Source organism: Paenibacillus sp. 01T422 (assembly GCF_056398785.1).
Window position 1 is genome coordinate 1 of record NZ_JBFTQB010000300.1, and the last position, 6,668, is coordinate 6,668.

Here is a 6,668-nt window from a genome sequence, read left to right on the forward strand (position 1 = left end):
CTCCAATAATTGCCCATTCTCCGATGCTTTTCCCAGGAATTACGGTAGCACCAGCACCGATCATAGCCCCTTCTTTTACAAGTACGGAGCCAGTAAGTGTTGCTTTAGGAGCAATGTGAACATAGTCCCCAATTTGATTGTCGTGCTCCACGATTGCACCCGAGTTGATAATCACATGATCGCCAACAACTGTATCCGCACTGACAATGGTATTAGCCATAATAACCGTCCCACTCCCTATAGAAGCACTCGAACTGACAATCGCTGAATAGTGAACGAGTGACATATAGTTCTCCTTGGCTAAGCCAAGCTTCCTCACCATCGACTTTCGAACCTCGTTATTCCCGATCGCAATAACAAATTTAAGATGGTTCATTCGACTTAATAAAAGATGGGCGGAAGAAGTTGGACCTATGTATACCTCATTCATTATAGTTAACTCAYCATACTTGTCATCCAACATGGCTATGATTTTAGAGTCACTTTTTGAATAAATCAGATCCCTGATGACCTTACTATGGCCACCCTCACCAATAATGACTAAATCCAACCTGTATCAAACCCTTCATGATAGATTTGATCCTGAGAATTTCTCCATGGTTACATGATTACCGTGGCTGATTCCATCTGACTTGATCACTTTAACGAAAGTTAAAGCTAGAATTCTGAAGTCGAGAAGGAGGCTTTGATTCTCCACATACCAGACATCGAGCCTAAACTTCTCTTCCCATGAGATTGCATTCCTACCGTTAACTTGAGCCCATCCCGTTATGCCAGGACGTACTTCATGGCGTTTGGCTTGTTCTTCCGTGTATAGTGTCAAATAATCCATTAAGAGTGGCCTCGGCCCAACTAAACTTAAGTCCCCCTTAATGACATTGACCAATTGGAGTAATTCATCAAGGCTGTATTTTCTAAGGAATTCCCCAAAGGAAGTTAATCGTATTGAATCAGGCAATAAATTCCCTTCGTTGTCCCTTGCATCTGTCATCGTTCGGAATTTATAAATATTAATAGGCTTGCTGTGTAATCCAGGCCTTAATTGCGTGAAGATAACCGGAGATCCTAACTTTACTCTTACCAACACAGCGACAATTCCGATAATTGGTGAAAAAAGCAGTAATAAAGGAATGGAGATTAGTAAATCACAGAATCGCTTCATCATGATCATGCTCCTATTGGTCTTAACTAAAATTTTTGATTTCAAACGGTTAAACTTCCATACAAAGTAATTGGACTTCTGGGTACTATGACCGTCAACAGCTACTAACCACTGATTATCATCAATCATTAGCTGGTCGATATGGTGCATCCCATCTCTTCTCCAATCTCCTTCCTTTTTCGTACCGCATAAGATTAGGGAGATTTCCTCCTCCTCATATTCAAACTCCGTTAGTTTGTTTACCTTGAAGACACTAACTGAATCGCCATAATGAATATAATCAGCTTGCGTATACCTATAGATCATTCCATCTGAAAGAATGACTCTTCCTCCGGGTCTGCTAATCATTAAATTACTAGTAATCATTGGGCTTTGTGGATGTTCGAGATAAGGTCCTTCCAATTGAGCCGAATGGAATAAATGGAGATTCCCACCCTCAGATCCTGCAAAGATCCACCATTTATTATCGTATTTGAGAATGGAAGGGTCCAAGAAGTTACCTTTTAGTAGCTCGCATGCAACTTCCCATTGATAAGGAAACTGCTTGGCTTTGTACAATAACACACGATTGGTTTCTATCGTTTCAGGCAGCATAAACATTTCGTCTTCAACTTTAAATACCTGTGGATAAGATAGATGGAAGTTTTCACTAAGAACGACTTGTTGATACTCCCATTTCAACCCATCTGCACTTATGGCTAAGCCAATTTGCCCACGTTCAAGTTCTTTATTAAAGATCTCAAAAAACAGATAAAACCCCGAATCATCTTTGACAATAAAAGGATCTGCTACAAATTCAGCTGACACATCATTTACGTCTGAGGCTTGTATTGACGGTTTATCCATGTCCATGTCGGTTTCATTAAGTAACTTCGTTATCATACTAGCGGAACTGAAAACCTTAATCGACCAAATCTGAGCAACAATTCCCTTCCTCATGAGGGAAATTAACGTCTTTATTTTTTTCAGGAATGTCCTATTTATAGGGAACACATGAATAAGCCTCCGCTATACCGTTAATTCTTCTTCCTTTTTATGAAAACCATATGGATTATGGGCTTGCCATCTCCAGGAATCAAGACACATCTCTTTAATGCCTCTCTGAGCACTCCATCCTAACTCACGCTTAGCCTTGTTCGGATCCGAAAAACAGACGCCTATGTCACCTGGTCTTCGATCTGTCACCATATACGGAATATGTTGTCCGGTTACACTTTCAAATGCTAACACCATTTCCACAACGCTATACCCCTGTCCCGTTCCAAGGTTGTACGCCTCTACCCCTGTACTTGATATAATCTTCTCCAACGCTTTCACGTGCCCACATGCCAAATCGACGACGTGAATATAGTCTCTGACACCTGTGCCATCTACTGTTGGATAATCATTTCCATAAATCTTTAATTCCTTTAATCTCCCTACTGCCACTTGTGTAATGTAAGGCATTAAATTATTCGGTGTGCCGTTTGGATCCTCGCCTAATCTGCCACTACTATGAGCCCCAATAGGGTTAAAATAACGTAACAGCGCAATGCTCCATGTGGGATCGGACACATACATATCCTGCATGATTTCTTCAGTCATTAGTTTTGTACGACCATATGCATTCGTTGCACCTAGTGGAAAGTTTTCTGTAATTGGCACCTGATCTGACAAGCCATATACGGTAGCGGACGAACTGAACACGATTTTTTTTACCGCATATTCCTGCATAAGTTCACATAGCACAATCGTACCCGTTATGTTGTTGTGGTAATATCGCAGTGGCAAGCGAACTGATTCCCCCACTGCTTTTAGCCCTGCGAAATGAATCACAGCTTCTATTTTATTTTGTTTAAAAACCAACTCTACATCCTGACGGTTTAACAGATCAATCTGGTAAAACGCAAAGTCCTTACCTGTTAGTTCTTTTACTCGTCTCAAAGACTCTAGACTGCTATTGCTTAAGTTATCAACAACAACAATTTCATATCCTGCGTTCAGCAACTCTACACAGGTATGACTTCCGATATAGCCGGCTCCACCGGTTACGAGTATTGGCATCTTGAACCTCCTGACTATTAGTTAGAAATGCAAGTAATTACTTCGATAAAAAAGATGTAACGTGACCACATTCTCATAGTAAAAATAAATGAGATAGAAACCTAAAATGGCGTAATAGATAAACTTCCGTTCTCTTTTTACAAATAAACTAATTACCCAAGACATAAGAATCACATTATACAATCCAAAATAGATGCTAAACCTGGCAAAAATCCAATTTTGTGTCGCGACCGCCATGACAACAAAATTCAATAATGACATGTTCACGACATAGTCACCGTAAGGAAATATCTCTCTTAGTTTATTTCTTCCCATGTAAGCGAAAATTAATGGAATCGCCCCGATTGCCACCCGAATTACGTTAGCTCCGCCTTCTTGGATAGTCTGATATTCACTGTAATGGGTATCGGCAATTGCAGTGAATAGAGCGTCCGAGAGCACGCTATATCCTACAATGAGTAACACGGCAAGAGTTAAGAGTACAAAAGTGGAGGATGTCCATGCCTTTCTTCTCACAATAAAGTAAATGGGAATTAGGATTAGGGCACTCTGATGAAACAATGAGGCAAATGCTACTACAAGAAAATATTTCTTCCAGCTTCCTTCAAATAAATACTTGGTAGCAGCAAATACGATGGCCGAAGCAAGAAATTGCCTAACCCCATTCATGGAAACAATATAAAGTCCAGAAGTTATATAGAGGTATATGCTAAGTTCAAATAATTTGGAATACTTGTATAACACGTAAACAACAAGGACATTAGTGACTAAGGCAGTCAAAAATATTAATAGCTGAGGGTTTTGGGTATATGACTTTAGAATCATTTGTAAAATCCCAAAGCCAATATCTTTCTCAGCTTTAATTTGTTCCCATGTGAAATTATTAATAGTGTAGGCATGCATGTAAAAGAAGGTATCACCAATATTATTACGGAGCCCAGCTATTAGTACGAATGTTGCCATAACGAGGGCTGTCAACCATTTATTAGGCTTCATCCATATAGCCTCAGCGCCGAATGCCACAGGTTTGGCCAAACGCCTTGAAAAATACGAAGCGATATAGACGACAATCAGATTAACCCACAATATGGCCATTTTTGATTTCCTTTCGAGTACTATGTGACACTCGTTTTTCTGATTACATACCAATAAAGCATGACACCAAGCGGGATAGCGAGAAGAGTGAGCAACTTCGCAGGTGTTTCCTTCATGAAATTACGATTGCCGGAAGTCAGACTGCTAGACACATAATGGATAGACTGCCTAAATTTAAAGAATGAGCTAGCAAACGGCAACTTCATAAGCTCCTTACGATAAAAGGCGAAACCTCTAGGGTTCTTGCGATATTGCTTCAGCATGTTCATAGATGAGCCATCCGGTAAATACTCCACGCAGCAAAGCACTTCATTCATAAGAAGCAACTCATACTGTTCGTCTAACTTATAATACTTATAAGCTAAGCCGACATACTTTTCATTTTCAAATAGGGGATATGGATACTTCCGCGTAAGTTCCGTGCGATAAACCAGCTTCTTGTCCCCAGTTACACGATGTTTGCTGTATAGCTCAAAAAGTGTTGAACTCTTGATATTCTCGGGCAGCTTCGTGCCAATCATGCGACCATCTGTAAATGAATCAAGTCCAACGATTCCACTTACATGCTCATTACCGTACAGCTCCCAATATGTATTTATTTGTTCCACAGCACGATCCGGCATATAATCGTCGGAATCAATACATACGTTTAACTCTGTATCGATTAGCCTGTAGGCTGTATTATGTGCGCCATGCATGCCTTGATTCTCCTGGCGATGATAACGAATGTGGATCTCATCCTCCGCTATCCAACCAGCCACTAATTGTTCCGTATTGTCCGTCGAGCCATCGTCAATGATCAACCATACGAAATCTTTGGACGTTTGCCGCTTAAGACTCTCATAACAAACAGGAAGACAATAAGCTCTATTATATGTAGGAGTAAAAACAGTAAGTTTCTTCATACAATCACCTCGATATGCCTAAATAAAACCCTTCTGTCCAAGCAGCGCTGTTCTTAATGTCGTATCCATTGTTCGATAAAGAGAACGACGGTATATGTCTCGGTAAATTTCTTGAAATAACATTATTTATTCGATCTATCCAAACCGATTTATTTCCCAGCGATAACCGTTCTACCAATTGAATGCCCATATCCACTTCTTGGGTAATCTCATCAGATACAAGACAAGGCAAACCGGCCCCCTGTGCTTCAATGAGCGTAACAGGTAAACCTTCATGTAAGGAGGGGAATACAAACATATCAAAAGCTTGGAGTAATCGTGTAATGTCACTTCTTACGCCAAGAAACATTACCTTATCCTGTAGATGTAAGGCTTCTACTTTCTTTTCGATCTCTGCACGTAGTGGTCCATCTCCTGCTAAAATTAGGACAGCATTCGGCTTCTCTTGATGCAACTGCGCGAAGATATCAATAAGAAATGAATGATTTTTCTGATGTGCAAACCGCCCTACATGCCCTAAAACATAGCTATCCGAAGGGACCTCCAGCTCTTGCCTGACTTGCTCTCTAATCTCAGGAGAGAATGCAAACTTCTCGCTCTCTATCCCATTTTTTAAAATTATCGTTTTATTCACTTTGTTCGCAAATAACCATTTGGCTGCTTTATTGGAGCAGGCTACAAAATGAGTTGCACAGGATGTTATGAATGTTCCTGCAACCCATTTATATGTTCTTGCTGCAATTCCGCCTTCACTACTTGTATTATGACTGTGCGCGATCCGCACAGGTGCTCCAGCTTTCTTCGCTGCACGCAAGACGAATCCACTCATTTTGTCCATGTGGGCATGCACGATTTTGTAATGGGGATGTGTCTCAAAAAAATGTTCCAAAGCTTGCATATATTTCGCATGACCAATATCCGATACATAGGGAATTCGATGAATTGTTCCACCCATCTCTTCAATTTCAGTATCAAAGACTCCCGGTTTACAGGTCAGGAAATCAAATTGAACCTTTGATCGATCGATATTGCGATATAAATTCATGAGGAGGGTCTCTGCTCCACCTCGATTCATATTGACCACGACTTGTAAAATCCTTATTGGATCGCCCACATGACATCCACCTTTTCGTCCATGTATAGGGTATAGATATTTTTCTTCTCATTTAACACGGTCTGAATTGCATATCTTGCCTCACAAATCTCTCTGCCGAGATTGCCTAGCTTTGAACGAAGATCCTTATTCTGAGCTAACAGTTTGATCTTCATTCCCATTGCCTCATAGTCATTGGGCTCGATAATCCATCCATTATTATCATTATGAACCAGTTCCCTATGACCTCTATTGCTGCTAGCAACTATTGGGAGAGCACACGCCATAGCCTCCATCATGTTTACGGGCAGCCCTTCACGCAGACTCGATGCAACAGCGACATCGCATAGTGGCAAGATCAGGTGAATAT

Annotated in this window: 7 protein-coding genes and 1 pseudogene; all 8 read right to left on the reverse strand. The window is 40.7% G+C overall.

All coding sequences use genetic code 11. The annotated features are described in order from the left end of the window. The coding region (locus tag AC1DUA_RS17650; RefSeq protein WP_477501014.1) for an acetyltransferase at nt 1-550 on the reverse strand (550 nt) is incomplete at its 3' end. 15 nt (nt 551-565) lie between these two features. Next, nucleotides 566-1,162, reverse strand: a complete 597-nt coding sequence (locus AC1DUA_RS17655; RefSeq protein WP_477501020.1) for a sugar transferase — start codon at nt 1,160-1,162, stop codon at nt 566-568. A 102-nt stretch (nt 1,163-1,264) separates the two neighbouring features. Beyond that, nucleotides 1,265-2,101: pseudogene (locus AC1DUA_RS17660) on the reverse strand (glucosamine inositolphosphorylceramide transferase family protein); the annotation flags it as partial. A gap of 69 nt (nt 2,102-2,170) precedes the next feature. Next, nucleotides 2,171-3,205 (reverse strand): UDP-glucose 4-epimerase GalE, encoded by a 1,035-nt coding sequence (gene galE, locus AC1DUA_RS17665; protein ID WP_477501015.1) that lies wholly within the window; start codon nt 3,203-3,205, stop codon nt 2,171-2,173. 21 nt (nt 3,206-3,226) lie between these two features. Beyond that, nucleotides 3,227-4,300: an EpsG family protein gene (locus AC1DUA_RS17670; protein ID WP_477501016.1), complete on the reverse strand. Its 1,074-nt coding sequence runs from the start codon at nt 4,298-4,300 to the stop codon at nt 3,227-3,229. Between the two features lie 20 nt (nt 4,301-4,320). Continuing rightward, nucleotides 4,321-5,205, reverse strand: a complete 885-nt coding sequence (locus tag AC1DUA_RS17675) for a glycosyltransferase family 2 protein (RefSeq protein WP_477501017.1) — start codon at nt 5,203-5,205, stop codon at nt 4,321-4,323. Nucleotides 5,206-5,209: 4 nt separating this feature from the next. Then, nucleotides 5,210-6,319 (reverse strand): glycosyltransferase family 1 protein, encoded by a 1,110-nt coding sequence (locus tag AC1DUA_RS17680; protein ID WP_477501018.1) that lies wholly within the window; start codon nt 6,317-6,319, stop codon nt 5,210-5,212. Then, nucleotides 6,304-6,668 (reverse strand): glycosyltransferase (locus tag AC1DUA_RS17685; protein WP_477501019.1); only part of this gene is annotated, 365 nt, incomplete at its 5' end. The genes AC1DUA_RS17685 and AC1DUA_RS17680, both read right to left, overlap by 16 nt.